Annotated in this window: 2 protein-coding genes; both read left to right on the top strand. The window is 75.0% G+C overall.

Annotated features, from left to right (window positions below):
* Positions 1–94: 94 nt before the first annotated feature.
* Positions 95–1,579 carry a nitrilase-related carbon-nitrogen hydrolase gene (locus VNS22_RS17015; RefSeq protein ID WP_325734488.1) on the top strand — a complete coding sequence of 495 codons (1,485 nt, stop codon included), beginning with the start codon at positions 95–97 and terminating at the stop codon, positions 1,577–1,579.
* 106 nt (positions 1,580–1,685) lie between these two features.
* Positions 1,686–2,996, top strand: a 1,311-nt coding sequence (locus VNS22_RS17010; RefSeq protein WP_325734486.1) for a GumC family protein, incomplete at its 3' end; no start/stop codon positions are given.

Genomic DNA, 2,996 nt, shown 5'->3' with positions numbered 1-2,996 from the left:
CTCCGAAAGAGAAGATCCGGCGCTCCCATCGCTTGCCGCAATCGCCGGCCGATGCCGGAAGCGGTGGCGGTCTGTCGCGGTGGAGTCTTCAGCCTTGTCCGATCTCGTCCTAGCGATCGCCCAGTTCGACCCGGTGCCGGGTGATGTCGCGGCCAACCTCCAGACCATCCGCCGGCTGCGCGATGCGGCCAAAGGGGCGCAGTTGCTCCTCTGCCCGGATCTGGCGCTGACCGGCCTGCCCGCCCTGGCGGACGAGGCCGGGCTGTGCGCGAGGTCCGCGGATGCGCTGCGGGCATTGCAGGCCGACACCGGGCAGGCCGACACCGGGCAGGGCGGGCCGGCGGTGCTGGTGGGCCTGCCCTGGCGGCCAGAAGACGGCGGGCGGCCACGGCTCGCCAGCGTGCTGCTGGGCCAGGGGCGTGAGCTCGGGCGGCGCTGGCGCGTGGGCCTCGCCCGCGATCCGCGGCTGGCCGAGGCCTGCCGGTTCGCGCCGGGCGAGCTCGCAGGCCCGCTGGCCCTGCCCTGCCCCGACGGGCCGCCCTGGCGGCTGGGCGTGCTGGCCGGGGCGGAGCTCGATGTGCCGGAGGTCGCCGAGGCGCTGGCGGAGAGCGGGGCGGAGATCCTGCTGGTGCCGGCGGCCCTGCCGTTCGCGCCGGGCGGGTTCGAGCGCCGCCAGCAGCACGCCGTCCAGCGCGTCACCGAGACCGGCCTGCCGCTAGTCCTGGCCAATGCGGCGGGCGGCGGCGGCGAACTGGTGTTCGACGGCCTCTCGCTGGCGCTCGATCCGGCGCGGCGTCTGGTGGCCCTGGCACCGGCGTTCGAGGAAAGCCTGCTGCTGACCCGCTGGGCCAGGCAGGACGACGGCTGGCTGGTACCGGCCGCAACCGGCCTGCGGGTGCCGCCGCCGGAGGAGCCGGCCGACCTGTACTTGGCTCTGCTGACCGCCTTGCGCGGCCTGACGGGCCGGCTGGGGCTGGAGCTGGCGGTGCTCGAGCTGAGCAGCGCCGGTGCGCTGCTGCCGGTGCTGGCGGCCGACGCGCTGGGCCCGGCCCGGGTGTACGGCTGGACGGCGTGGTCCGGCCGCAACGCGCTCGCCGATGCGCTGGGCATCCGGACCGAGCGGATCGATGCCGGGCTCGTGCAGGGCACGCTGGAGCGGCTGCTGGAACCGCACGGCGCCGGGTCCGTGGCGGCTGGCCCGGTCCACGAGCTGATCGGGACCGCGCTTGCCGCCAGGCTGGGCGCCTTACAGCTGAGCGGGGCGGACCGGGCAGCACTGGCGGCCGGTGCCCTGCCTGGCGGCTACGCGCCACTGGGCGAGCTGGCGCAGCCGGTCATCCAGGCCCTGCTGCGCTGGCGGACCACCCAACGCCCGGACGGCGCGCTCGGGCCGGAGCCCGCGGCTCTCGCGGCGGCACTCGCCGAGCCCGGCCCTGCCTCCGCCGGCCCGGCGGTTCTGCCATCCTGGCGGCAGGCCCGTGGCGGTACCGGGACAGTGCCGCTGGTCCTGCGGCTGACCGATGGCAGCAGCACCGCCAGTGAGCCCGGATACCCAACCAATACTGGCAAGTTTCTCTAGAAAAATCGCTGTTTGGTTGAATTTTCCCGAACATGCGCTATCGTCGGTGCCCGGCAGCGCGGGGCAAGGCGGCATGACGCAGGATCGGGCACAGCCGAGGGGTGCGGTGGGCGCGGAACCCCGGATCGCGGACCAGGTTCGGGTGCTCCGGCGCCACTGGCCGGTCCTGGTCGGCATGACCGCGCTGGGCGTGGCGGCGGCGGGGCTGGCCGCTACTCTGATCGAGCCGGTCTATGTCGCCCGCGCCGAGGTCATCTACGAGCCGGTGACGTTCGGCGGGCCGGACGGGCTGGACCAGATCGTGGCCCCGCCCGAGAGCGGTACGCTCGACAGCCAGATCCGCCAGATCGCCTCGCGCGCCATGGCCCGCGAGGTCATCCAGCGCCTGGATCTGGGGTCGGAGCTGGAGGAGCGGCTGGGCCCGCTGGCCCGCCCCGTCGCCTGGCTGGCCGGCCTGGTGCCGGAAGGCCCGGTGGAGGTGCCGATCGACGCCCTGCCGGGCGAGCCCTCGCCGCGCCTGCTCGACCGCTTCCTCGACCGGCTCAAGGGCAGCCGCGAGGGCAAGAGCCACGTGGTCGCGATCACCTGGGAGGCGAACGACCCCAGGCGCGCGGCTGAGGTCGCCAACGAGGTGGCCGAGGCGTTCGTCACCGCGCGCATCGCCCAGAAGCTGGAGGCGGCGGGCCGGGTCGAGGAGCGGCTGGCCGAGCGTCGCCGCCAGCTGCGCGACGCCCTCTCGAGTGCCGAGGCCCGGCTGGAGCAGGCGCGCGCTGCCGCCAGGCCTACCCTGGTGGCGGCACTCGGCAGCGGCGAGGACCAGCTCAATGCGCTTTCGCGCGAGCTGGTCGAGGCGCGGATCGAGGCGGAGACCCGCGAGGTCCGCTCCGCGCGGCTGAAGGACGCCGCCAGGCGCGGCCAGGGACTCCTGGGTGCCGAGGAGAGCCAGCCGTCGCCCTACCAGGCCCTGCTGGCGCTGGATGCCGCCGCGGCCCGCGAGGAGGCGGAGCTGCTCGCCCAGTATGGCGAGCGTCATCCGCGCGTGGTCGACCTGCGCAGCCGGCGCAAGGAGCTGGCCCGCAAGCTCGCCTCGGCGGAAGGCCAGATGCTGCAGAAGCTCGACATGGAGGCGGAGATGGCGCGGGTGCGCGCCGACGGCCTGGCCCGGCAGCTGGAGGCGATCAAGGGCGATGCCGCGGGCATGGCCAGCAGCCGCCAGGAGCTCGCGGCCCTGGAGGAGGAGGCACGCGCCCGGCGCCAGGCCCACGACGCGTTCGAGCTGAAGGCCCAGGAAATTTCCCAGCGCCTGGCCGGGCAGGCCCCGGATGCGCGGATCGTGTCCGAGGCAGTGCCGCCCGCCACCCCTGCCTACCCCAAGCCCGGCACCTTCATGTCGGTGGGCGGCAGCGTCGGCCTGCTC

Origin of the sequence: Geminicoccus sp., assembly GCF_035556675.1 — a bacterium.
In the GTDB taxonomy this organism is placed as follows: domain Bacteria; phylum Pseudomonadota; class Alphaproteobacteria; order Geminicoccales; family Geminicoccaceae; genus Geminicoccus.
This window is presented reverse-complemented; position numbering and strand designations above follow the sequence as displayed.